Here is a 23,744-nt window from a genome sequence, read left to right as displayed (position 1 = left end):
GAACCCGAACGTTTGATCGCTGACGCGGCCTATGGCTCGGAAGAGAACTACGTGAAGCTGGAAGAGAAGCACATATCGGCCTTGATCAAGTACCATACGTATGAGGAGGAGAACACGCGCAAGGTCAAGAAAAATCCGCATCATCAGCAGAATTGGACCTATGTGGAAGAAGAAGACGTTTGGATTTGCGCGAATGGGAAAAAGCTGGTTCGCACCGGAACTTCGAAACAGACCACGGAATCAGGATACACCTCGGTCACCCGACACTACCAATGCCATGAATGCGAAGGATGTCCGTTCCGTTCGGCCTGCACGACTTCCAAGTATGGACGAACCACGCAATGGAACCCCGTCTATCATGAACAAAAACAGAAAGCCCGCGAACGGCTGGAGAGTGAAGAAGGGCAAGCCCGATACCGCCAACGCAAAACCGACATTGAGAGTGTGTTTGGGCAAATCAAACAAAATCGCGGGTTTCGTCGCTTTGTCCTGCGAGGCCTCCAAAAAGTTTCCATCGAATGGGGGCTGATTTGTGCTGCCCACAATCTTCTCAAAAAAGCCGCTAGGGACAAGCAATTGTCCTTGGTGGCGTAAATCAGGGGGGTGAACAGAGTCGGAATTTTCTTCCGTTTGGTAAAATATACAAAAACCAAAGAGGGCTGACTCCAAAAGTCCGCTTTTTGGCGGACTTTTGGGTCAGCCCCTTGTTTATCGACCGCTCCCTCTTAAAAGGCGCATGGCGCGCGCCCGCTGTCATGCCTGCGCCAAACGGCCCGCAGGCGAAAGCTGAGAAACAGTGCGCCCGCTGCCAATCCGGCGATCAGGCCGATCCAATAGCCGAACGCCCCGGCGGCAGTCAGTAGAGCGAGCGCGCAGCCAAGCGGAAGCCCAACGCCCCAATAGGCGAGAAGAGCGGACCAAAAGACGGCGTTTACCTCTTTATAGCCCCGCAGCGCCCCTTGGATGGGAGCGGCGATGGCATCGGAAACTTGAAAGAAGATCGCATAGAGCAAAAACTTCCCCGTCAACGCCGCCACTGTCGGATCGTTTGTATACAGCCGGGCGACATGGCTGCGGAAGGCGAAAAGGAACAGCGCTGCGGCGGCGGCGACGGCCAAGGCGAGGGTGATGCCGATCAAGCAATATTGTTTGGCGGCTTCATAACGGTTGGCCCCAGCTTCAACGCCCACGGCGATCGTCAGCGCCATCGATAAGCTGAGTGGAATCATATACAACAGTGAAGCGAAGTTGAGGGCGCTTTGATGCGCGGCGACCGTTTCCGCGCCAAACCGGCCGACAAGCAGCGTCACAGCAGCGAAAATGCTCGTTTCAAAAAAGATGGCCGACCCGATCGGCACCCCGGTTTTCAGCAACTCTTTCCATGCGGCCCATGACGGACGGTAAAAACGGACGAGCACGTGATAGGGAGCCAAGCGGCGAAATTTCAAAGCGGCAAAGGCAGCGGCCGCGAAGCAGTACGCATACGTGATTGCTGTCGCGTAACCAGTGCCGATGCCGCCAAGGCGTGGAAATCCGCCATGCCCGTAAATCAACAGCCAGTTGAACAGCATATTGACCGGCAAGGCGGTGAGCGTAATCCACATCGTCACTTTCGTTTGCCCAAGCGCATCGATGAAATAGCGGAGCACAGAATAAAGAAACAGAGGGATGATCCCAAACGACAAGGCGCGCAAATAATGAAAGGCGATATGCCGAACGTTTTCATCCAAAGACATCTGTTTCAAGATAAACGGCACGGTGGCGGCGCCGATCAGGACAATGGCGACAGCAAGCGCGACAGCCAAGTAGAGCGCCTGGGCGACGGTGCGAGCGATCGAGTCATGCCGTCCGGCGCCGAAATGGTGTGAGATGATCGGGGACAGGGCCAGCAAAATGCCGCCGACGCCGGTAAACACCGGCACCCATAGGCTTGAGCCGATCGCGACGCCGGCAAGATCTTCGGCGCTCGCATGACCGGACATGGAGACATCGACAAAGTTCATGGCATATTGACCGGTTTGCGAAACAAAAATGGGAAGAAACAAGGCGAACAGGCGCCGCCATTTGCCGTTGGGCGGAGCGGTCGTTGCCATAATGGCTCCTCCTTTTCTGTGATAAAGTGACACATTGTTCTAAATCATCAATTTCTCCGCTTCCGAAGCCGGGATGGCCTCCTCCCTCTTCGGAAGCGGTTTATGACGAAAGAAACGGCGGCTGGATGCAAAGCGGAAATTCGATCAAAAAACACGTGCCGCACGTGTCGCTTTGCACTTTCATCGTCCCGCGATGCAGTTCGACGATTTTTTTCGATAATGACAGGCCGAGCCCGGTTCCCGTTTCCTTCGTTGAAAAAAACGGATCGAAAACATGGTCGATGACCGACGGCGGAATGCCGGGCCCATCGTCGCAGAAGCGAAGCTGAACGAGATGGTTGATTTTTCGGCTGCAGATCGACACCGTCATCGTTTTCGCCACTTTCGCTTCCACGGCGTTGCGAAATAAGTTTAAAAACACTTGCAAAAGCTGGCTGCGGTCGCCGCTCATTTCGTAATCGTCAAGCTGGTCATCAAGGTCAAAATGGACGTCGACGTTATGCAATAGCGCCTCGCTTTGCAATAGGACGCCGACATCGTCGCGCAAAAAGCGGTGCAAGTTGAACGTCTCCATTTTGACGTCCGCCGGCTTGGCGATATTTAAAAAATCAGTGATAATGTCGTTCGCCCGGTCGAGCTCAGGAATTAAAAGCCGCTCAACGAGCGAGGCGATGCGATCCGGCAAGTCGCTTTTCAACAGTTGCAAATACCCGCGCACCGTCGTCAGCGGATTGCGGATTTCATGGGCGATGCCGGCGGCGATGCGGCCGGCGACCGCCAGCTTTTCTGTTTCTTTCATCATATTGAGCGACTGAAACATACTGATGACTCGTTTGACCGATCCGTCATCGTTGTAAATAAAACGGGTGTTGACGATGCCGTAAAACCGGTCAAGCACCTCGTGATTGTAAAGCGGCTCGCCTTTTTCGAGCGACTGGAGCGTCGCGATCAGTTCATCGGGAAGCTTCAGCAGCTCACGAATATGTTTGCCGATGATGGCGTCGCGATCCACGCCGGTGTCAACAGCCGCCTGCAAATTGCAAAGCGTGATGATGCCCTGGGCGTCGACAAAGACAATGTGGTGCGGAACGAGATCGAGCAACGGCGTTAAAAACGCTTCAACCTTTTCAAACGGCACATCGCGGTGCAAGTCAATATCCCACTGCCATTCCGCTTCCTTTTCAAGGGCCGGCGGAATGGTGCGAAGGTGCGGCCGGACGTCGCCGCGCTTTTTTTCGATGGCGATTCCACTTTCGTAATCGGCAAAGGTGAACGGAAACGGAATCTTTTCGATGAGCCGCTCATAAGCGCGCAGCTTTCGTTCGAGCTCTTCGGTATGTTGTTGCATCAATCGGTTGTTCATCCTTCCAAACCCCTTAGCCATACATTTTTTGAGAAAACCGACCACCGCCGTCGGTTGCGGCCAACGCGCTGCTGTCCGGCGCTAAGACGGCGGATGGGATGCTTGTTGCCGTCGTTGTCCATTTGGCAACATCGGGTGCTGTATCGTACAACTTTTCCGTCAAATCCGCTTCATCCTTTCGCATTCCGAACTCTTTTCTTTACATATTAGCAAATTCGTTCGTGTTTGCCCATTCTCAACTTCACTTTATCATCTCGAACCGAGAAGAACCTCCACTTCCACGCGTGAGCGTAAGTGGGGGATGAATCGGTATTCGCCATCGATCTTCCTCTTGCATCAAAAGAACAAAAGGTGTAAAAGTGTTCTGGTTACAACCGGATGTTCGTCATATATGTTTTATTACAAAACTATGTTCTAAATAATCAATGGAAATCCGCCATCAAAGCGAATTAAGGAAGCAAGCGGCCTGCTTGATTGCGGGAGGCAAACAGCCAATACAATCCTGCGCCGGCAACAGAAAGGACGATGTCGAGCAAGTAGAGGGCTCTGCCATATAACGAAACAGGCCGCCGCGGACAATCGGCCCGATGATGCGCCCAAGCTATTGGCTGAGGAAAAAGCAACATTTGTCGGCGGCGAAACGTTTTGTATATAATAAAACGGAGCGAAAACGAACCGATCGCCGATCAGAAAGGGTGGTTTGATGATGTTGACGTTAACAGACATTGAACAAGCGCGAGCGAAAATGAAAGGCATCGTCCATCAAACGCCGCTTGAGCATTCGCAAACGTTCAGCCGGCTGTCCGGCAATGATGTATATATGAAACTCGAAAATTTGCAAAAAACGGGTTCGTTTAAAGTAAGAGGTTCATTCAATAAAATTATGTCGCTCACGGAAGAAGAGCGGGCGCGCGGCGTCATCGCCGCTTCGGCCGGCAACCACGCCCAAGGGGTCGCCTATGCGAGTGGCATGCTTCATATTCCGTGCACGATCGTCATGCCAAAAGGCGCGCCGCTCAGCAAAATTGAAGCGACGAAAAGCTACGGGGCGGAAGTCGTGCTGTACGGCGATGTGTTTGATGAGTCTTTGGAATATGCGTTAGAGTTGCAGCGCGAGCGTGGAATGACGTTCGTTCATCCGTTTGACGACTTGGCGGTGATGGCTGGCCAAGGGACGATCGGCTTGGAGCTGATCGATCAGCTTCCCGACGTCGACGTCGTTCTTTGTCCGGTCGGCGGCGGAGGCTTGTTGGCCGGCCTGGCGTTTACGTTAAAACAGCTGAAGCCATCGGTTGAAGTGTACGGCGTCGAGTCATCGGCTTGCCCGGGCATGACGGCGGCCTTGCGCCATAAGCAACCGGTCGCCATCGCTGCGTCAGAGACGATCGCAGATGGCATCGCGGTGAAAAAGCCAGGCAACATTACGTACCAATACATTGAGCAATACGTCGATGGCGTCGTGTGTGTGGAAGAAGCGGAAATTTCGCGGACGATGTTGTATTTGCTGGAACGGAACAAGCTGTTGGTCGAAGGGGCGGCAGCTTGTCCGCTGGCGGCGCTGTTGTATCAAAAGTTGCCGTTTCGCGGCAAAAAAGTTGCTGCTGTGCTAAGCGGCGGCAACGTCGATGTGACGTTGATTTCGCGCATCATTGAGAGGGGGCTTGTCGAAGCCGGCCGGTTTGTCACGTTTACGACCGTCATTTCCGACAAGCCGGGCCAGTTGAACAAACTGCTTCGTATTATCGCCGAGCTCGAGGCGAATGTCATGTCGATCCATCATCAGCGCATCGGAGCCAAAGTGTTGCCGGGCCAAGCGGAAATTCATTTTTCACTCGAAACGAAAAATGAAGACCATATTCAACAAATCTACCAAGTGTTGTTGAAAGAAGGCTATGATGTACAGTTTTACCGGTGAGCACGCGATGGGAAAACGGTTTGTGTTTCGCCCCTGTCTGTTAGGCAGGAAGCAGAAAAGCCGCCTTCGGAATCATTTTCACATGGCTGCCAAATGAATACGAAAGCATCATTTGCCCAACATAGCGGCTGTTCCTTATGACATGGGGGACAGCCGTTTTGTCAATGCACGGGCGGCGCGTCTTGCGGCCGCGTCGCGCCGAGGCCTTCGCGGGCCATTTTCGCTTTCAAGCTTTCGAATACGTACAAGCCAAACATGCTAAGCAGCTCTTCATCAGTCATCTCACCGATCAGCTTGAGCACATCGCGGCGGTCGAGTTCATCCAAAATCGACATCGCCACCGCTTCGGCGTCTTCTTCATCTCCGGTCAGTCGATCTTTATAGTATTCGTACAGATCGTCAATAAACTTCATCGGCATCGTCGCCTCGCTTTTTTGAGAGCGGGCTTCCTCCTTTCTTTGCAGTTGGCCGATGCAGACTTAGGGGCATCGGCAGTCCTCTCGGTTTGACGCCACAAATGCCATTGGCAACAGGGATGATTCATAGTATAATGGAAAAAATATCATTCGAAAAGCGGGGGAATTCTATGATTCGCCGGTTAACGGCCGAAGACGATCAACAAGTATTTTCGTTTTTGCGGCAAGATCCGTCGTTCAATTTATTTATCATCGGCGATATTGAGTCGTTTGGCTATGACGCCGATTTCCAAGACGTTTGGGGGCAGTTTGACGATGCTGGCTCGCTGAAGGCGGTGCTGCTCCGTTATTACGATTCCTACATTCCGTATGCGCCTGGCGATTTTGATGCCGATGGCTTTGCTCGTCTCATCCGCGAGACAGCCCAATCATCGTCCATCCAGCTGTCCGGCAAGGCGGACATTGCCAGGCAGTTCGAAGAGCGGCTGCCGCTTGGGGAGAAGCGAACGCTTTACTTTTGCGAGTGTCGGACGGATGAATACGCCCGTCAAGAAATGGGGGCGTTCGCCGTCAAAAAAGCCGAATTGGCCGATGTCGACCGGATTCTCGACTTGCGGCGCCGCATTGTCGAATTTGAGACGAGGCCGTCGTCCCGCGATATGCTAGTAAAAGGGATGGAAACCAATTCAGCTAGAACGTACTACATTGAACAAGACGGCCGAATGGTGGCCGCGGCATCGACATCAGCGGAAAACTCATTGTCGGCGATGATCGTCGGCGTCTGCACGGATCAGGAGCATCGAGGGAAAGGGTATGCGAGCGCCATCGTGGCGAAGCTCGTTTGCGATTTGCTCGCTGAAGGGAAGATGCCGTGCTTGTTTTACGACAACCCGGCCGCTGGCCGCATCTACCGCCGCCTTGGTTTTCGCGATATCGGGCTGTGGGCGATGTACCGCTAGCAACGAAAAGCGGAAGCTCCGCCGGCTTGCTTCTGCGCAGAAGCAAGCCGGCGTTTATTGCCCGTCCGCCCCGTTTGGCGTGACGCGGCGAATGTGCTCGCCGCCGTGCTCCCGCATCGCTTTTGCCTTGTCGTTGACGAGCTGTTTTTGGTCAACGATGGAAGAAGGTGTTTGTTTTTTGTTCGCCATATGGAATCACCTCAATGGAGACGATTTAGCGCGCTGAATGAACATGTCCGCATCTTCGATCAGCCCGCAGACGCCGCATTGGACGCGGTAGCTCGGGCCGCGGTATGGGAGATGGAACGGTTCGAGCGCTTCGTTTGTGTATTCGTGCTCAATGTCGCCGGTGTGCGGATCGAGCTTGACCGCACGCGGGTGCTGCTCAATGAGATGAAACCGCGTCCGATTCGTTTTGCAGTTTGGGCATAGCATCGGTTCCAATCGAAGCCACCTCCATCTTTATCATTTGAAAACATGGCGGCCATTATGTATCGGCAGGCCCTATACGACCGTGTTGGGCATGAGAAGCAATGGTTGACAATCATGGTACAGTTCGGGTATGGTAAAGGCAAAACAAAAAAAATATTTCACTTTTTCAGAAAATAGTGTAATATAAATGGCAAAGGGGATTTTCTATGGCTGACAAACCGCTTCGAGACCGAATTATCGAGACTGCACTCCATTTATTTGAAAAATACGGCTACCATGGTGTCACTGTCGACCGCATTGTCGTGGAAAGCGACACGTCAAAAGGCGGTTTTTATCATAATTTTAAATCAAAAGATGAACTGCTTTACCATATCCACGACGTCTTTATCACCTATGCGTTGACAAAAGCGAAAGAGGCGTATGAAAGTTTTTCAACGCCGACTGAGCGCTTGCACGCCATTATTCAGTCATTTGTAAAAGTATTCCATTTATATAAGCCGCACATCACGGTTTTTTATCAAGAAAGCACCTATTTAAAGCCGGAATACGCGGAGCCGATCAATGAAAAGCGGGAGGAATTCAAACAAATCATCTTCCGCGTCATTCGTGAAGGGATCGAGGCGGGGGAGTTTCGTCCGGAGCTGTCGGTGGAGATTACCGGCATGTCCATTATCGGCATGGTCAACTGGACATACAAATGGTACAATCCGGATGGTCCGCTGTCAATTGAGGAGATCGCGGCGTATTTTGCCGATTTCATTTTGCATGCGGTGCTCCGCACACCAGAAAACCCAACGGCGGCGCGGTTTTTGTTGCGGCCGGCCGCCGAATAAGTTGCTGATCGTATACAGACCAACTAGTCGGTTTTGAAAACGCTTCAAAAAAATCAAAACCGTTTACACTCGTTTTCTTACTAAAACCGACTAGTCGGTTCAAATGATAGAACATTTTCTATGGGGGAGAGGGACAGGATGGATTTTTCATTAACAAAAGAGCAACAAATGATTAAAGAAATGGTTCGCAACTTTGCTGAGAAGGAAATTGCCCCATACGCGGCGAAATGGGATGAAGAGGCGCATTTTCCGCTGGATGTCTTCCGCAAAATGGGCGAGTTGGGGCTGTTGGGCCTGCCGTTTCCGGAAGAGTACGGCGGCGCTGGAGGCGATACGATTTCGTATGCCATCGCCGTTGAGGAAATCGGCCGTGCCTGCGGCGGCACCGGGCTAAGCTATGCGGCCGCTGTGTCACTTGGGGCGAGTCCCATTTATTACTTTGGAACAGAGGAGCAGAAACAAAAATGGCTCGTGCCGATGGCCAAAGGAGAGACGCTTGGCGCTTTTGGACTCACGGAGCCGAACGCCGGGTCCGACGCTGGGGGCACGCGCACAACAGCGGTGCTCAATGGCGATGAATATGTCATCAACGGCGAAAAATGCTGGATCACGAACGCCCAATACGCGCGGCAAGTCATTGTCACCGCTGTTACGGGCAAAGATGCGCGCGGCAAAAACATCATCACCGCTCTCATCGTGCCAACTGACTCCCCAGGATTTACGATCCGTTCGAATTACGACAAGATGGGCGTGCGCGCGTCCAATACGTGCGAGCTTGTTTTCGAGAACGTCCGCGTGCCGAAAGAAAACGTCTTGGGCGACCCGCAAAAAGGGTTTAAACAGTTTTTGTACACACTTGATGGCGGCCGCATTTCCATCGCTGCTTTAGCCGTCGGCATCGCGCAAGCGGCGTTTGAGAAAGCGCTTCAATACGCGAAAGAACGCGTTCAGTTTGGCCAGCCGATTTCCAAGTTTCAAGCGATCCAGTTTAAGCTCGCTGACATGGCGATGGAAATTGAGCTTGCCCGCAATATGGTGTACAAGGCGGCTTGGTTGAAAGACCAAGGGAAACCGTTTACAAAAGAAGCGTCGTTCGCCAAGCTGTTCGCGTCGGAAATGGGGTTCCGCGTCTGCAACCAGGCGATTCAAATTCACGGCGGCTACGGCTATATGAAAGAGTACGGCGTTGAGCGCCATTTGCGGGATATCAAGCTCATGGAAATCGGCGAAGGCACATCAGAAATCCAACGGCTCGTCATCGCTCGCCAACTGGGATGCTAAAAGCGGAAATGCCTGCATATCCATAACAATGAATTCGGACAAAGGGGAGGAAACGGCCGATGTTGACGGTGACTGTGGGGAAATTGTTGGAAGAACGGGCCAGGCAATATGCGAATCATGAGGCGGTCGTGTATGCCGACCGCGGCTTGCGTCTGACATATCGGCAGTTTAACGACTATTGCCGCCTCGTTGCGCGCGGGTTGATGCGGCTTGGCATCGAAAAAGGGGAGCATGTCGCCATTTGGGCGACGAACGTCCCGGAATGGATCGCCTGTCAGTTTGCGACCGGCAAAATGGGGGCGGTGTTAGTTACGGTCAATACGAACTACCGCGCGGCCGAACTTGAGTATTTGCTCAAGCAATCGGACTCGACGACGCTCTTTTTGATCGAGCAATATCGCGACTCGTCGTATATCGATATTTTATATGAAATCGTTCCCGAGCTGCGCACGTCGGCGCCCGGACAGCTGCAATCGAAACGGCTGCCGAAGTTGAAAAACGTGATCTTTCTTGGCGACAAACGGCACCCGGGCATGTTTACATGGAACGACATCTTGGCGATGGCGCACGACGTATCGGAAGAAGAACTCGATGAACGGATGGAGAGCCTCGACCCGCACGATGTGATCAACATGCAATACACGTCCGGGACGACTGGATTCCCGAAAGGGGTGATGTTGACGCATTACAACATCGTCAACAACGCCCACCAAGTGGCGCAATGCATGGGACTTGGCGAAGGCGATCGATTGTGCATTCCGGTGCCGTTTTTCCATTGCTTCGGCTGCGTCATGAGCACGCTTGCATGCGTGACGGTCGGGGCGACGATGGTGCCGGTTGTGGAGTTCCATCCGAAGCGGGTTCTCGAGACGGTGGAAGCGGAGCGGTGCACGGCGCTTCACGGCGTGCCGACGATGTTCATCGCCGAGCTCAACGACCCGGATTTTGCCAAATACGATTTGTCGTCGCTGCGCACGGGCATTATGGCCGGTTCTCCTTGCCCGGTCGAAGTGATGAAGGCGGTCATCGAGAAAATGGGGATGAAAGACATTACGATCGCCTACGGGCAGACGGAAGCGTCCCCAGTCATCACGCAAACGCGCACCGACGATCCGCTTGAGCTGCGTGTCGAAACGGTTGGCCGCGCCTTGCCGGGCGTGGAAGTGAAAATCGTTGAGCCGGGCACGAACAAGGAAGTGCCGCGGGGTGTGCAAGGGGAACTGTGCACGCGCGGCTATCATGTCATGAAAGGGTATTACAACAATCCGGAAGCGACAAATGAAGCGATCAACCAAGACGGCTGGCTGCATACCGGCGATTTGGCGACGATGGATGAAAACGGTTACTGCCGCATCACCGGCCGGCTGAAAGATATGATCATCCGCGGCGGGGAGAACATTTATCCGCGCGAAATCGAAGAGTTTTTGTACAAACATCCGAAAATTTTGGACGTTCAAGTCGTCGGCGTGCCGGATGAGGTATACGGTGAAGAAGTGATGGCGTGGATCATCTTAAAAGACGGCGAAACGGCGACCGCTGAGGAGATTCGCGAGTTTTGCCGCGGCAACATTTCCCGGCATAAAATCCCGCGTTATATCGAATTTACCGACTCGTACCCGATGACGGCATCTGGGAAAATTCAGAAATTCAAATTGCGGGAAATGGCGAAACAGCGCCTCGGCTTAACAACCTAAGCCTAAACCGCCGCGCCGGGCGGACGAACCGTCCGGCGCCGGCACCTGTACTTTTAAGAAAGGGTGAGACGATGTTTTCGAAAGTGTTGATTGCCAACCGCGGCGAAATCGCCGTCCGTGTCATCCGCACGTGCCGACGTCTCGGCATTCAAACGGTTGCCATTTATTCCGAAGCAGACGCCGATTCGCTTCATGTCTCGCTCGCGGATGAAGCGTATTTGATCGGCAAGCCGCGCGTCGCGGAAAGCTATTTAAATATCGAAAAAATCATTGAGGTTGCCAAAACGGCGAAAGCGGAGGCGATCCATCCCGGCTACGGGCTGTTGTCGGAAAATCCAGCGTTTGCCCGCCGCTGCGAGGAAGAAGGAATCGTCTTCATCGGTCCGAAGGCGGACGTCATTGCGGCGATGGGCAGCAAAATCGAAGCGCGGCGGACGATGGAAAAAGCCGGCGTGCCGATCGTCCCGGGCGTCTCCTTTGCGCTTGATGGCGCCGATGAGGCGGCCAAAGCGGCGGCTTCGATTGGGTATCCAGTCATGCTGAAGGCGTCAGCCGGCGGCGGCGGCATCGGCATGCATATCGCTCGCGATGAAGCTGAGCTGCGCCAAGCGTTTGAAGGGAGCCAAAAACGGGCCGCTTCGTTTTTCGGCGACGGGACGATGTACATTGAAAAATATATTGAACGCCCGCGCCATATTGAAATTCAGCTTCTTGCCGACCAAAATGGCAACTGTGTTTACTTATGGGAGCGTGAATGTTCGATCCAACGCCGCCACCAAAAAGTGGTCGAAGAGGCGCCGTCGCCGTTTTTGGATGAAGAGACGCGGCGGAAGATGGGGGAGGCGGCGGTGCGGGCTGCGCGTTACATCGGTTATGCAAATGCCGGTACCATTGAATTTCTCGTCGATGAACAGAAAAATTTTTATTTTCTTGAGATGAACACTCGGCTGCAAGTCGAGCACCCGGTGACAGAAGAAATCACCGGCATCGACATCGTCGAAGAGCAGCTGCGCATCGCCGCCGGCGAGCCGCTCCGCTATAAACAAGAAGAGATTCGCCGCGACGGTCACGCCATTGAAGTGCGCATTTATGCCGAAGATCCGAACACGTTTTACCCGTCGCCCGGCCGCATTACGGTGTTTTCCGCCCCACAAGGCGAATGGATTCGTCATGAAACGGCGGTTCAAAGCGGCATCACGGTCACGCCATTTTATGATCCGATGATCGCGAAATTGATCGCCAAAGGGCCGGATCGGCAAACGGCGATTGAACGCTTGCTCGAAGCGCTTCGAGACTATCGCGTTGAAGGGATTAAAACGAACATTCCGCTGCTTGAGGCCGTGTTGTCCCATCCGGCGTTTCAAGCGGGGGATACGACGACCGATTTCCTTTCGAAACATTGGAAACCAATAAAAACGAAATGAAGCAGAAATGAATGGGGGAAGAAATGATGAATCAAATAACCGCAACGATGGCAGGAAGTGTATGGAAAATTGTCGTCGCCGTCGGTGACCGTGTGGAAGAAGGGCAAGATGTCGTCATTTTGGAATCGATGAAAATGGAGATTCCGATTGCCGCGGAAACGTCTGGCGTCGTGAAGCACATCCACGTGCAGGAAGGAGATTTCGTGAACGAAGGCGACGTGCTTGTCGAGATTGAGTAAAAAGGGGGAGCAGAGCATGAGCCGATGGCCGGCGAAGGTGACGATCAAAGAAGTCGGCCCGCGCGACGGCCTGCAAAACGAAGCAACGCCGATCGCGACCGCCGATAAAATCGCTTGGATCAACCTATTGTCAGAAACGGGGCTGTCGTACATTGAGGTGACTTCCTTCGTCCATCCGAAATGGATTCCGCAGCTTGCGGACGCCGTTGAAGTGGCAGCGGGCATTCGCCGAAAAGCCGGCGTCACGTATGCGGCGCTCGTCCCCAACGAAAAGGGGCTTGAGCGGGCGCTTGGCGCCGGGGTCGATGAAGTGGGCGTCTTCATGTCAGCGAGCGAAACGCACAACCAAAAAAATATTAACAAAACGATCGCTGCCACATTTCCGGTGCTTGAAGCGGTCGTGAAAACGGCAAAACAAGCAGGAAAAACGGTGCGCGGCTACGTTTCCACCGTTTTTGGCTGCCCGTATGAAGGGCCTGTCGCCGTCGATCAAGTGCTGATGGTGGCGGACCGGTTGTTGGCGATGGGGGTTGACGAACTGTCGCTTGGCGATACGATTGGCGTCGCGACGCCCAAGCAAGTCGAAGAGGTGCTCACAATCGTGCTCCGCCGTTTTCCGGCTGATCGGATCGCGATGCATTTCCATGACACGAGAGGGACGGCGCTGGCCAATATTTTAGTGTCAATGGAAATGGGGATTACGACGTTTGACAGCTCGCTCGGCGGCCTCGGCGGCTGTCCGTACGCTCCCGGAGCGTCGGGAAACGTCGCCACCGATGATTTAGTATATATGCTTCACGGCATGGGGATTGAAACCGGCATCGATGTCGAGCAGCTGACGAAAGCGGCTTTGTTTATCCGCGACAAAATCGGCCGCCCGCTTCCGAGCCGCTATTTGCAAACGGTTTGATCATAAGGGGGGGGAGAAAACGTGAGCACACTTGTATCGTTTGAAACACAAGAAAACGGCATCGCCATTGTGACATTAAACCGTCCGGAAGCGGCCAATGCGCTTTCAAGAGCGCTTCTTTTCGAGCTTGGCGCGCTCTTTCAGGAGATCAAATTTCGCAAAGACGTGCGCGTTGTCATGTTGACCGGGGCAGGAGACAAGGTGTTTTGCGCCGGCGCTGATTTGAAAGAGCGGGCGGGGATGAATGAAACGGAAGTGCGGCAAACCGTTGCCTTAATCAGCAAAACGATCAATGAGGTCGAGAAAGTGCCGCAGCCGGTCATCGCCGTTTTAAACGGCTCGGCGTTTGGCGGCGGGTTGGAGCTTGCCTTGGCTTGCGACATTCGGTTTGCTGCCGACGATATTCAGCTTGGGTTGACGGAAACGTCGCTTGGCATCATTCCGGGAGCGGGGGGGACGCAGCGGCTGCCGCGCCTTGTCGGTCTCGGCAAAGCGAAAGAGTTGATTTTTGCCGCCAAACGGATTACAGCGCAGGAAGCCGAGCGAATCGGCCTTGTCGAATACGCCGTGCCGCGCGCCGAGCTCATGGATCGGGCGCTTGAATTGGCGCAGCAAATCGCTGACAATGCGCCGATAGCCGTCCGTCAGGCGAAACGGGCGATCCAAAGCGTATTCAACGTTGATTTGGAGACGGGCCTCGCGATTGAGCAGCTCGCCTATGAGGCGACCATTCCGACGAAAGACCGGTTGGAAGGATTGCAGGCGTTTAAAGAAAAGCGGAAGCCGGTGTACAAAGGCGAGTAAGCCCGCTTGGACAAGGAGGGGGCGGTTTGGAAGGAGGAAGCCGCACGGAGCGCTTGCGCCGCATCGGCCTTTTCACAGCGATAAATAAAACACGGCATCCAACCTTGCTCCAGCCGAACAAGCGGGATGGAACAGCAAGATCCATCAAAACAAGGAGGGGAAACAAAGAGATGAAGGAAACAGCCAATCAACAAGACACGCTCGCAGCGGAGCTGGAGAAAAGAGCGGCGGAAATCAAGAAAGGCGGGGCGCCAAAATATCATGAAAAAAACGCCGCCCAAGGGAAATTGTTTGTTCGCGAGCGGCTGAACTTGCTGCTTGATAACGGTTTGGAAGTGGAAGACGGATTGTTTGCCAACTGTTTGGCGGGCGATTTGCCGGCTGATGGAGTTGTGACCGGCATCGGCAAAATCAATGGCCGCACCGTCTGCGTGATGGCGAACGATTCGACCGTCAAAGCTGGCTCGTGGGGAGCGCGCACCGTCGAAAAAATCATCCGCATTCAAGAAACGGCGGAAAAACTGCGCTGCCCGATCATTTATTTGGTGGACTCGGCCGGCGCACGCATTACGGACCAAATCGAAATGTTTCCCGGCCGGCGCGGGGCGGGGCGCATTTTTTACAATGAGGTGAAGCTGTCCGGCAAAGTGCCGCAAGTGTGCCTGTTGTTTGGTCCATCAGCAGCCGGCGGCGCTTATATTCCGGCGTTTTGCGATATCGTCATCATGGTCGAAGGCAATGCCTCGATGTACTTAGGCTCGCCGCGCATGGCGGAAATGGTGATTGGGGAAAAAGTGACGCTCGAAGAGATGGGCGGCGCCCGCATGCATTGCACCGTCTCCGGCTGCGGCGACGTGCTCGTGAAAACCGAAGAAGAAGCGATTGCCTATGCACGCCGTTATTTGTCGTATTTTCCGTCCAATTACAGCGAAAAGCCGCCGGTGGTCGAGGTGAAGCCGCCGAAATCGTTTGACAAAACGATCGAGGACATTTTGCCAGAAAACCAAAATGCGCCGTTCAACATGTATGATTTGATTGAGCGGATCATTGACGAAGGATCGTTTTGTGAAATCAAAAAACTGTTTGCGCCAGAAATCATTACGGGACTGGCGCGCCTTGCCGGCCAGCCGATCGGCATCATCGCCAACCAGCCGCGCGTCAAAGGCGGCGTATTGTTCCACGATTCGGCTGATAAAGCGGCGAAATTCATCACGCTTTGCGACGCGTTCCATATCCCGCTTCTGTTTTTGGCCGACGTCCCTGGCTTTATGATCGGCACGAAAGTCGAGCGGGTCGGCATCATCCGCCATGGGGCGAAAATGATCGCGGCCATGTCGGAAGCCACCGTACCGAAGATCTCGGTCATCGTTCGCAAAGCGTACGGCGCCGGATTGTACGCGATGGCCGGGCCGGCGTTTGAACCAGATTGCTGCCTGGCGCTTCCGAACGCGCAAATCGCCGTCATGGGGCCGGAAGCGGCCGTCAACGCCGTCTACGCCAACAAAATTGCCGAGCTGCCGCCAGAAGAGCGTGCGGCATTTGTCGAACAAAAACGCGAGGAATACCGGCGCGACATCGACATTTACCGTCTCGCCTCCGAGCTTGTCGTCGACGGAATCGTCGCGCCGAACGATTTGCGCAACGAGCTCATCCGCCGATTTGACGCGTATATGTCCAAGTATATGGTCTTTTCTGAGCGGAAGCATGGGGTGTATCCAGTTTGAAAAAATGGATGGCTGTCCCTCTTGCCAAGGGACGGCAGATCATGTATCATAATAATCACCAATCCGTTGCTGCGTTGTGCGTTGTAGAATGAAGTTTCAACCGATGGCAATCAAAAGGGAGTTCTACATTGAAGCGGGAATGTCATGCCTCAATATTCGTGATGGAGGACGGCAGGAACGCTTCTGCGAACACCCACCTGGTGGAGCGTGGTTGAGAAACTGCATTCAGCCAACGGCAACAGCGGCGCGGATTCACGAATGAGGAGTTGGCAAAAGAGTCCAACTGGATGCAAAACATCCGGTTGGACTCTTTTTCGTTGCGTATGTTTTCTCAAAAAGACATGAAACAATATAGTTGATTTTCCCTGTTTTCATGTTATAATCATATTTCGTGCAGGGATAATTCGTATTGAAACTATTCCAACAAGAAAGATGAGGCAAGGAGGGGGATGAATGGAAGGGATCAGCCGGGACATCATGTACGCTGTCTTCCGGACGCAAAAGGCGCTTTATCGCCTCATCCGCGAGGACGCCGCCCGCGTCGGGGTGACAGAGGTGCAGCTGATCGTCTTATATACGCTGCTGAAAAAAGAGCATATTCGCCTGAATGACTTGGCGGAAAAATTAAACTTAAGCAACAGCAATGTCAGCGGCACGGTTGACCGGCTCGTCGGCGCCGGCCTTGTTGTCCGAGAGCCGTCGAAGCAAGATCGGCGCGCGGTCATTTTGAGTTTGACGGAAAAAGGAAAAGAGACGGTGTCGGAAGCGTTTGGCGAGCAGTCGGTGCTGCGCCGGCGGCTTGGCCGCATTCAAGAACTCGTCTCTCCAGAGGAGATTGAACAGTTTTTGCATCTTCATGAAAAAATTAAAGCGATTTTACTCGGGGAGGAATAGACGGTGAACGTGAAACGATTGGTTGCGCTGAACATCATTGTGCTCATTTTGCTTGTCGGTGGAGGCTTTGCCGCCTACTACTATGTGAATGAAGCAACGAACTACATTAAAACGGACAACGCCCGCATCGACGGCCAGGTCATCTCCGTCGCTGCGCCGCTGTCCGGGAAGCTGACATCCTGGCGGGGCGACACGGGAAAAACCTTCTCAGCTGGGGAAGAAATCGGCGAGGTGTTTGACGGCAAAACAACGATTCCGGTGACAGTGCCGCATCGGATGACGATCGTGCAGCAAAACGCAGTCAAGGACTCGTTTGTCGCCGCGGGGATGCCGCTGGCCCGCGGGTTTGATTTGAACGATTTGTGGGTGACGGCGAATATTGAAGAGACGGATATTGAAGACGTGAAAATCGGGCAAGACGTCGATATTTATGTCGATGCGTATCCGGATCGCAAATTCAGCGGCAAAGTCGAAAAAATCGGCAACGCGACAGCGAATACGTTCAGCCTGTTGCCAAGTTCCAATGCGACCGGCAACTACACGAAAGTGACCCAAGTGATTCCCGTTACGATTTCCATTGACAATTACAGCGGAGCCGGACTTGTGCCGGGCATGAACGTCACCGTCCGCATCCATAAGTAGGTGATTGAGGATGACAGCATTTGTCATTGGTTATATTGTGTTTGCCGTTTTGGTCTTGGCGGCGGTCAACATCGCGCTGCGCCGCCGCAAGCCTGCTTCAGCCGCGGTGAAGGCGGCAGATGAAGCGGCGGAAGCCAACGCTCAACCGTTAGCGGAAACGAAAGCAGAGCCGTCGACAGGAACGGATGGGCGTCCGGCCGCTCCAGCCGGTCAAGGCGGCCTTGGGGATATCGGCAGCCGCGGCAAGGTTGTGGCGACGGTCATGCTTGGTGCGTTTGTCGCCATTTTGAATCAAACGTTGATCAACGTCGCCTTGCCGCATATGATGCAAGATTTCAACGTGGAAACGTCGACGATTCAATGGCTCGTGACCGGCTATATGCTCGTCAACGGGGTGCTCATCCCGATCAGCCCGTTTTTAATCGCCAAGTTTCCAGCGAAACGGTTGTTTTTATCGGGCATGTCGTTTTTCGCCATCGGCGCGTTTGTCTGCTCGATCGCTCCGTCGTTTGCCGTCATGCTCACGGGGCGGTTGACACAAGCGGTCGGGGCCGGCATTATTATGCAGCTGATGATGGTCATTATGTTGTCGATTTTCCCGCCGGAACGCCGCGGGGTGGCCATGGGAACGGTCGGAATCGCCATGATGTTTGCGCCGGCGGTCGGGCCGACGCTGTCTGGCTGGATCGTTGAACATTATACATGGCGGCTGTTGTTTTACGTCGTGTTGCCGATCGCGATTTTAGACATTGTGCTTGCCTCCGTCTGGCTGAAACATACGCCGCGTAAAGGCAATCCAGTGCTGGACGTGCAAGGGGCGGTCTACTCCACGATCGGGTTTGGCGGCGTTCTGTATGGCTTCAGCGAGGCCGGAAGCAAAGGATGGGGCGAGACGGAAGTGGTTGTTTCGCTTGTCATCGGCGCCTTGTTCCTCATCATGTTCACATGGCGTTCGCTGCGCTCGGAGCATCCGGTGCTCAATTTCCGTGTGTTCCGCTACCCAGTGTTTACGTTGGCGACCGTCATCGGTTCGGTCATTAACATGGCGATGTTTGCCGCCATGGTCTTGCTTCCGGTGTATTTGCAAAACTTGCGCGGCTTTACGCCGCTCGATGCCGGTTTGCTGTTGCTGCCGGGGGCGATTGTGATGGCGGTCATGTCGCCGATCTCTGGTTGGGTGTTTGACCGCATCGGCGCGCGGATGCTCGCTATTGTCGGTTTGATCATCACCGCTGTGACGACGTGGGAATTCAGCAAGCTGACGATGGATACGCCATACAGCCAGTTGATTTGGCTTTACATTTTCCGCATGTTCGGCATGTCGATGCTCGGGATGCCGATTATGACGGAAGGGTTGAACGCCTTGCCGCGCCATTTGTACAGCCACGGCACGGCGATGTCGAATACGATTCGTCAAGTGGCGGCTTCGCTCGGGACGGCGTTCTTGGTGACGATCATGTCCAACCGGACGAAATTCCATGTGGAAGCTTATCGCAATGAAATGACGGAAAACAATCCGTTGTTCATGAGCCTTGTCGGCCAACTGAAACAGGCCATCCCAAGTGATGAGGCGATCGCTCAGCTGTTGTATGGACTTGTGCAGCAACGGTCAACGGTCGAGGGGATCAACGACGCCTTTTTCGTCGCTACTGGCTTAACGGTGGTGGCGCTCGTCATGGCGTTTTTCTTAAAAGGAAAAAAGCAGAAATCGCCATCGGCGTAAACAAGGGAAGCGGCGCACACGGCCGCTTCTTTTTTGTTTTGAGCCATGGAAAAGAGACGAAAACGGGCGGCCGGCTGCGAATCGTATAATCGTGACGAAGAGACAGGGGGGAACATTGTGGAGGCGCAAAGCAGGCAGCAAATGAGACAAACAAGACGAAGACGGTGTTGGCTGCAGGCGCTCGTTGTCGCCGCCTTGGCTTTGGCCGCCGTTGTTGCTGCGCTCGAGTGGGCGATTGATCGACAAAACATTGCCGCCTTGGAAACACCGTTGCCGGCAGCGACAATCATTTATGATGAACACGGCCGCATCGCGAGCAAGCTCGCGGCGGCAAACATCGAAGAAGTGCCGATCGACAGGGTGCCCAACTATTTTCTTGAGGCCATCGTCGCGACGGAAGACCGCCGCTTTTACGAGCATGATGGCGTCGATTATTATGGGCTTTTGCGCGCGATGTGGCGCAACATTCGCGCCGGGGCGTGGGTCGAGGGCGGCAGCACGATCACTCAACAGCTGGCGAAAAACGTCTTTTTAACGAATGAAAAAACGTTGACACGCAAATGGAAGGAATGGTTGATCGCACAAAAAATTGAGCGCACGTACAGCAAACAAGAAATTTTAGAAATGTACATCAATCGCATTTATTTCGGTGCGGGGGCGTGGGGGGTGGCCAGCGCGGCGAAAACGTACTTTGGCAAAGACGTTTCTGAGTTGACGCTAAGCGAATCCGCCATGTTGGCTGGTCTCATCAAAGCACCGTCCGCTTTATCGCCGGTCCGTCATTACGATAAGGCGGTCGCCCGGCGCAATGTCGTCTTGTCGCTCATGAAAGAACAAGGCTATATCGATGATCAAGAGTGGATCGCCGCGAAAAACGAGCACATTGCCATTCAACAGGAACCAAAACGCGACCCGTATGCCGGAAAATATCCGTACTACGTCGATGAACTAATCCACGAAGCGATTGCACAATACGGCCTGACGCAAAGCGATGTCCTTTCCGGGGGGCTCCGCATTTACACGGAGCTTGACCCGAACATGCAACAAGCGCTTGAAGCCGTGTATGCGAATGATTCGCTGTTTCCATCAAGCCCGGACGGTGTGCCTGTCCAAAGCGGAGCAGTGCTGCTCGACCCGAAAACGGGCGGGGTGAAGGCGCTTGTCGGCGGCCGCGGCCGCCATGTGTTCCGCGGTTTCAATCGCGCCACAGAGCTCAGGCGTCAACCGGGGTCAACGCTCAAGCCGCTCGCCGTGTACACGCCGGCGCTCGAACAAGGGTACGGGCCGTTTTCGCTGCTCAAAGACGAGCCGCTTAATCTCGGCGGCTACCGCCCGCAAAACTACGACCACACGCACCGCGGCACGGTGACGATGTATGAGGCGATCATCCATTCGCTCAATGTGCCGGCCGTCTGGCTGTTAAACGAAATCGGCCTTGACAAAGGGATGGAGGCGCTGCACCGGTTTGGTTTGCCGTTGGAAAAAGAGGACCGCCAGCTCGGCATCGCGCTCGGCGGCATGTCCCGCGGCGTCTCGCCGCTCGAGATGGCGGAAGCGTACGCCGTATTCGCCAATGACGGCGTCCGTTTGGACGGCCATCTCATTACAAAAATCGTTGATGCTTACGGCCGCAAGGTAGCGGAGTGGAAGCCGCGGCGAACGGTTGTCACGTCCAAGAAAGTGGCGCAGCAAATGACGTTTTTGCTCGAAGGCGTCATCCGCGAAGGGACCGGGAAGCGCGCTGCCATCCCGGGGCGGGAGCTTGCGGGCAAAACCGGGTCGACCGAGATGACGATCCCCGGCATCGACGGGGTGAAAGACCAATGGATGGTCGGCTATACGCCGCAGCTGGTCGGTGCGCTTTGGCTCGGCTATGACCGGCCGGACGAAACACATTATTTGACGACGACGAGCGGGGAAACGGCGGCCATCATTTTCCGCCATATGATGGAAAAAGCGCTGGCCGACGAGCCTGTCGTCCGCTTCTCGCTGCCGCTTGTGAAACAAGCGGAACGAGAACACAAAAAACGTGAGCCAAAGGCGCCTGAATCCGTGCCGCCAAAGGTGAAGGAAAAACCGCGTACGCCCGGCCATGAAAAAGGAAAAAACAAAAAAGAGAAAAAAGAAAAAAAGCACGGAAAAGGGCATGGCGGCAAGCGCGAATAGCTGTGGCCCAAGGCGTTCTCAACCTTTGTTTGGGCGCATATATATAAAGACAAGCCGCACGAAAAAGGAGGGGGAGCGCCCATGGCGCATTTCGGCTCGAAAGGATGGCTTGTGGCTGAGTTGAAAAAGGCGGGCATCGCCCGTCATCCGGTTGGACGGAAAAAAATTGAAACGTACAAGGCGGCGGAGCTGTACGGGCTGTACCGAAAATATGTGCAGAAAACGCGCTGAGCCGGATGAAAAATCCGGCTTCTTTTTTGGACAACCTAAAGGGGAAAGGAGGGGGGCGCGCCTGATGGTTGACAAGAGTGGGGACGCGCCGGAAGCGATGAAGAAAAAACGGTTTACGGTAGCGGAAGGGGAAACGATCGCCGCCTGTTTAGCGCGAATGAAACAGGAAGGCTACCGCCCTGTCCGCCGCATCGAGCAACCGATTTTCCGCGAAGTGGAAACGAACGGCGAAACGATGGTTGAGCCGTGCGGGCGCATCATCGAATTTGAGGGTGTGCGCGATGAGCCATAACGGGCGGTTGTTGGCTCCACCTTAGGCTGAAGGCGCGGCCGCAGATTCGACGGGCTCTGGTTATAGGGGCAAGAGAATTCATCAAAAAATTGCGAAGGAAGTTCTTTTCCCAACGATCGCCGCCTATACAAAGCGGGGAGATCGGCCAGCCAAAAAAACCGGAAAGGGAGTTCCTTCCCGGTCTAGCTGTGCGGCCACTCGCGCGTTTTTTTCGCGTCTCGATGGCCGCCGGTCGGGTTGCCGCTTGATGCTTCGTAGCCGACTTGGTACACATAGTGCTTCGGGGCGTGTATGACGTTGTCCATTCGGTATTGGTCCAGATCGTCTTGAAATTGCCGTTTGCTTTCTTGCTCATCCATCATTGGTACCCCCTTGTGGATATGGACTGCTGCGTTTATAGGGTGCGTCATCAAGGCGTGTTTTACTCAAAAGCCGTGGATCGTCATGCCGCCATCGACGAATAGCGTTTGGCCGGTTATATAGCTTGACGCATCGGAGGCGAGGAACACAGCCGGGCCGACGAGCTCAGGCAGCTCGCCAATCCGCTTGAGCGGCGTGACGGCCAAAATGTCGTTCACATACGCTTCGTCCTCAAGCAGCGTTTTGGTGAGCGGCGTTCGGAAATACCATGGGCCGATCGCGTTGACGCGTATGCCGTAGCGCCCCCACTCAAACGCCAGCACTTTCGTCATTTGGATGAGCGCCGCTTTTGTCGCCGCATACACAACCCCGGTGCGCAAGGCGACATGGCCGGCGACGGAAGCGATGTTGATGATGTTTCCGCCTTGCTTTTGTTCTTTCATGACGCGACCGGCTTCTTGTGAGACGAGAAACGCCGACTTTAAGTTGGTGTTCATAATCGTTTCCCACTCATGATCCGTCACATCCAAAGCCGGGGTGCGGATGTTCATGCCAGCGTTGTTGACAACGATATCAAGTGATCCGGCTTGTTGTTTGACATTGGCGACGGCGTCATGCACGGCTTTCCGGTCGATGACATCAAGCGGATATATGTACGCTTTCCGGCCGAACTGTTCGATATGGCTTGCCGTTTCTTGCAAATCAGCTTCCGTGCGGGCGATGAGCGCCACATCGGCCCCGGCTTCAGCGAACCCGATCGCGATCGCCCGGCCGATGCCGCGTCCGGCTCCCGTCACTAACGCCGTTTTTCCGTCCAAGCGAAACGAAGGCAAAAACATCGAAATCTCCCCTTTCAGAATCGTCGGTACATCCTCATGATAGCATGATCCCCTGTTGCAGCCAATCATTGGCATCGCTGTTTGGCAGGGAGCGGGAAGTGTGAGTAAAATATTTGTGGGTGACATTCCGAAATGATCCCCGACGAGGGTTGCGAACTTTTGTTCGCGACGCTCGTCGGGGCCACCAAGCGAAGCGCGGTAGAAAAAAGCAAATGTCATGCAAAAAGGACTCTCTCCCTGCTATGATGGTGATGACCAACATCCATAAAACAGGAGGGAGAGAGTCCATGAAACATCTTACCACAGAATGGCCTTTATTAAAAGAGCTGGAGGAACAATTAGTCAGAACTCTTCAAAAGGTGTTCGCTGTCTTGTTGGCGGCCCTTTTGGAGGAGATCGATCAACAACTGGCGGAAGCGCGGGACAAGCGCCGGTATCAGCTGAAAGACAAACGGCCGACCACGATCCAAACGCTGTTTGGAGAAGTGACGTTTCGACGGAAYTACGACT

General features: G+C 54.2%; 26 protein-coding genes and 1 other RNA gene. 19 read left to right on the top strand and 8 right to left on the bottom strand.

Annotation, left to right across the window (positions count from 1 at the left end; genetic code table 11):
• On the top strand, positions 1-594 hold a 594-nt coding region (locus tag B1A75_RS18410; protein ID WP_139761766.1), incomplete at its 5' end, for a transposase.
• A gap of 131 nt (positions 595-725) precedes the next feature.
• Here B1A75_RS18410 and B1A75_RS18405 read toward each other — a convergent pair.
• From B1A75_RS18405 to B1A75_RS20075, 3 genes are all read right to left on the bottom strand, one after another.
• Positions 726-2,093: an MATE family efflux transporter gene (locus B1A75_RS18405; protein ID WP_074043232.1), complete on the bottom strand. Its 1,368-nt coding sequence runs from the start codon at positions 2,091-2,093 to the stop codon at positions 726-728.
• 100 nt (positions 2,094-2,193) lie between these two features.
• On the bottom strand, positions 2,194-3,456 hold the full coding sequence (locus tag B1A75_RS18400; RefSeq protein WP_074043233.1) for a two-component system sensor histidine kinase NtrB: 1,263 nt from the start codon (positions 3,454-3,456) through the stop codon (positions 2,194-2,196).
• 13 nt (positions 3,457-3,469) lie between these two features.
• On the bottom strand, positions 3,470-3,619 hold the full coding sequence (locus tag B1A75_RS20075) for a threonyl/alanyl tRNA synthetase SAD (protein ID WP_176202448.1): 150 nt from the start codon (positions 3,617-3,619) through the stop codon (positions 3,470-3,472).
• A gap of 543 nt (positions 3,620-4,162) precedes the next feature.
• Here B1A75_RS20075 and ilvA point away from each other — a divergent pair.
• Positions 4,163-5,371, top strand: a complete 1,209-nt coding sequence (gene ilvA / locus B1A75_RS18395; RefSeq protein ID WP_074043262.1) for a threonine ammonia-lyase — start codon at positions 4,163-4,165, stop codon at positions 5,369-5,371.
• A gap of 161 nt (positions 5,372-5,532) precedes the next feature.
• Here ilvA and B1A75_RS18390 read toward each other — a convergent pair whose 3' ends face one another.
• A complete protein-coding gene (locus B1A75_RS18390; RefSeq protein ID WP_079936675.1) occupies positions 5,533-5,790 on the bottom strand; it encodes a DUF6154 family protein in 258 nt (85 codons plus the stop codon).
• A 167-nt stretch (positions 5,791-5,957) separates the two neighbouring features.
• Here B1A75_RS18390 and B1A75_RS18385 point away from each other — a divergent pair, with 167 nt between their 5' ends.
• Positions 5,958-6,746 carry a GNAT family N-acetyltransferase gene (locus B1A75_RS18385; protein WP_079936674.1) on the top strand — a complete coding sequence of 263 codons (789 nt, stop codon included), beginning with the start codon at positions 5,958-5,960 and terminating at the stop codon, positions 6,744-6,746.
• 54 nt (positions 6,747-6,800) lie between these two features.
• Here the strand turns inward: B1A75_RS18385 and B1A75_RS20585 are convergent, their stop codons facing one another.
• Positions 6,801-6,935, bottom strand: a complete 135-nt coding sequence (locus B1A75_RS20585) for a hypothetical protein (protein ID WP_013523686.1) — start codon at positions 6,933-6,935, stop codon at positions 6,801-6,803.
• 6 nt (positions 6,936-6,941) lie between these two features.
• Complete coding sequence (locus B1A75_RS18380; RefSeq protein ID WP_013145420.1) at positions 6,942-7,190, bottom strand: hypothetical protein; 249 nt, start codon at positions 7,188-7,190, stop codon at positions 6,942-6,944.
• Positions 7,191-7,384: 194 nt separating this feature from the next.
• Here B1A75_RS18380 and B1A75_RS18375 point away from each other — a divergent pair, with 194 nt between their 5' ends.
• The 15 genes from B1A75_RS18375 to B1A75_RS18305 all read left to right on the top strand — a co-directional run bounded on the left by B1A75_RS18375 (position 7,385) and on the right by B1A75_RS18305 (position 22,035).
• Positions 7,385-8,011: a TetR/AcrR family transcriptional regulator gene (locus tag B1A75_RS18375; protein ID WP_074043235.1), complete on the top strand. Its 627-nt coding sequence runs from the start codon at positions 7,385-7,387 to the stop codon at positions 8,009-8,011.
• 138 nt (positions 8,012-8,149) lie between these two features.
• Positions 8,150-9,292 (top strand): acyl-CoA dehydrogenase, encoded by a 1,143-nt coding sequence (locus B1A75_RS18370; RefSeq protein ID WP_079936673.1) that lies wholly within the window; start codon positions 8,150-8,152, stop codon positions 9,290-9,292.
• A gap of 59 nt (positions 9,293-9,351) precedes the next feature.
• Positions 9,352-10,986 carry an AMP-binding protein gene (locus tag B1A75_RS18365; RefSeq protein WP_079936672.1) on the top strand — a complete coding sequence of 545 codons (1,635 nt, stop codon included), beginning with the start codon at positions 9,352-9,354 and terminating at the stop codon, positions 10,984-10,986.
• Between the two features lie 71 nt (positions 10,987-11,057).
• Complete coding sequence (accC, locus tag B1A75_RS18360) at positions 11,058-12,410, top strand: acetyl-CoA carboxylase biotin carboxylase subunit (RefSeq protein WP_015374745.1); 1,353 nt, start codon at positions 11,058-11,060, stop codon at positions 12,408-12,410.
• 26 nt (positions 12,411-12,436) lie between these two features.
• Positions 12,437-12,649, top strand: a complete 213-nt coding sequence (locus B1A75_RS18355) for an acetyl-CoA carboxylase biotin carboxyl carrier protein subunit (RefSeq protein WP_011231095.1) — start codon at positions 12,437-12,439, stop codon at positions 12,647-12,649.
• Positions 12,650-12,665: 16 nt separating this feature from the next.
• Positions 12,666-13,559, top strand: a complete 894-nt coding sequence (locus tag B1A75_RS18350; RefSeq protein ID WP_015374747.1) for a hydroxymethylglutaryl-CoA lyase — start codon at positions 12,666-12,668, stop codon at positions 13,557-13,559.
• Positions 13,560-13,580: 21 nt separating this feature from the next.
• Positions 13,581-14,363 carry an enoyl-CoA hydratase gene (locus B1A75_RS18345; protein ID WP_079936671.1) on the top strand — a complete coding sequence of 261 codons (783 nt, stop codon included), beginning with the start codon at positions 13,581-13,583 and terminating at the stop codon, positions 14,361-14,363.
• 170 nt (positions 14,364-14,533) lie between these two features.
• Positions 14,534-16,087 (top strand): acyl-CoA carboxylase subunit beta, encoded by a 1,554-nt coding sequence (locus tag B1A75_RS18340; protein WP_079936677.1) that lies wholly within the window; start codon positions 14,534-14,536, stop codon positions 16,085-16,087.
• 63 nt (positions 16,088-16,150) lie between these two features.
• Positions 16,151-16,339: non-coding RNA, 6S RNA (gene ssrS / locus B1A75_RS18335), on the top strand.
• Positions 16,340-16,540: 201 nt separating this feature from the next.
• A complete protein-coding gene (locus B1A75_RS18330) occupies positions 16,541-16,981 on the top strand; it encodes a MarR family winged helix-turn-helix transcriptional regulator (protein ID WP_011231100.1) in 441 nt (146 codons plus the stop codon).
• Between the two features lie 3 nt (positions 16,982-16,984).
• Positions 16,985-17,623, top strand: a complete 639-nt coding sequence (locus tag B1A75_RS18325) for an HlyD family secretion protein (RefSeq protein WP_014195721.1) — start codon at positions 16,985-16,987, stop codon at positions 17,621-17,623.
• Between the two features lie 10 nt (positions 17,624-17,633).
• On the top strand, positions 17,634-19,346 hold the full coding sequence (locus B1A75_RS18320; protein WP_062898600.1) for a DHA2 family efflux MFS transporter permease subunit: 1,713 nt from the start codon (positions 17,634-17,636) through the stop codon (positions 19,344-19,346).
• Positions 19,347-19,463: 117 nt separating this feature from the next.
• On the top strand, positions 19,464-21,512 hold the full coding sequence (locus B1A75_RS18315; protein WP_062898601.1) for a transglycosylase domain-containing protein: 2,049 nt from the start codon (positions 19,464-19,466) through the stop codon (positions 21,510-21,512).
• 81 nt (positions 21,513-21,593) lie between these two features.
• On the top strand, positions 21,594-21,743 hold the full coding sequence (locus B1A75_RS18310; protein WP_079936670.1) for a DUF2639 domain-containing protein: 150 nt from the start codon (positions 21,594-21,596) through the stop codon (positions 21,741-21,743).
• 64 nt (positions 21,744-21,807) lie between these two features.
• Positions 21,808-22,035: an NETI motif-containing protein gene (locus B1A75_RS18305; RefSeq protein ID WP_013523693.1), complete on the top strand. Its 228-nt coding sequence runs from the start codon at positions 21,808-21,810 to the stop codon at positions 22,033-22,035.
• A gap of 182 nt (positions 22,036-22,217) precedes the next feature.
• On the opposite strand, the gene B1A75_RS18300 is transcribed toward B1A75_RS18305, so the two are convergent.
• Both B1A75_RS18300 and B1A75_RS18295 read right to left on the bottom strand, forming a co-directional pair.
• Positions 22,218-22,394, bottom strand: coding sequence for a hypothetical protein (locus B1A75_RS18300; protein WP_173400022.1), 177 nt, complete (start codon positions 22,392-22,394; stop codon positions 22,218-22,220).
• 66 nt (positions 22,395-22,460) lie between these two features.
• On the bottom strand, positions 22,461-23,234 hold the full coding sequence (locus B1A75_RS18295; RefSeq protein WP_011231107.1) for an SDR family NAD(P)-dependent oxidoreductase: 774 nt from the start codon (positions 23,232-23,234) through the stop codon (positions 22,461-22,463).
• Between the two features lie 287 nt (positions 23,235-23,521).
• Here B1A75_RS18295 and B1A75_RS18290 point away from each other — a divergent pair.
• On the top strand, positions 23,522-23,744 hold a 223-nt coding region (locus B1A75_RS18290), incomplete at its 3' end, for a UPF0236 family transposase-like protein (RefSeq protein WP_176202447.1).

This window comes from Geobacillus sp. LEMMY01, from assembly GCF_002042905.1.
In the GTDB taxonomy this organism is placed as follows: Bacteria; Bacillota; Bacilli; order Bacillales; family Anoxybacillaceae; genus Geobacillus; species Geobacillus proteiniphilus.
The sequence above is the reverse complement of the archived record's forward strand: the minus strand, read 5'-3'. Positions and strand labels throughout refer to the sequence as shown.